Source organism: Citrobacter sp. Cb041 (genome assembly GCF_030336655.1).
In the GTDB taxonomy this organism is placed as follows: domain Bacteria; phylum Pseudomonadota; class Gammaproteobacteria; order Enterobacterales; family Enterobacteriaceae; genus Citrobacter; species Citrobacter braakii.
On the sequence record NZ_JAOWDD010000005.1, the window covers coordinates 1 to 281 of the forward strand.

Annotated in this window: 1 tRNA gene and 1 rRNA gene; both read left to right on the plus strand. The window is 54.4% G+C overall.

Features of this window, described 5'->3' with window-relative positions:
* Positions 1–86: 86 nt before the first annotated feature.
* Positions 87–162, plus strand: a tRNA-Thr gene (locus OGV52_RS00025).
* A 38-nt stretch (positions 163–200) separates the two neighbouring features.
* Positions 201–281, plus strand: a 5S ribosomal RNA gene (gene rrf, locus OGV52_RS00030); the annotation flags it as partial.

Sequence of the window (281 nt, forward strand, 5' to 3'; positions counted from 1 at the left end):
CTCAGAAGTGAAACGCCGTAGCGCCGATGGTAGTGTGGGGTCTCCCCATGCGAGAGTAGGGAACTGCCAGGCATCAAATTTAGTGTGCTGATATGGCTCAGTTGGTAGAGCGCACCCTTGGTAAGGGTGAGGTCCCCAGTTCGACTCTGGGTATCAGCACCAGTTTTTCGGTTAAAGTTTGGCACTTAGAAAAGAATTTGTCTGGCGGCTGTAGCGCGGTGGTCCCACCTGACCCCATGCCGAACTCAGAAGTGAAACGCCGTAGCGCCGATGGTAGTGTG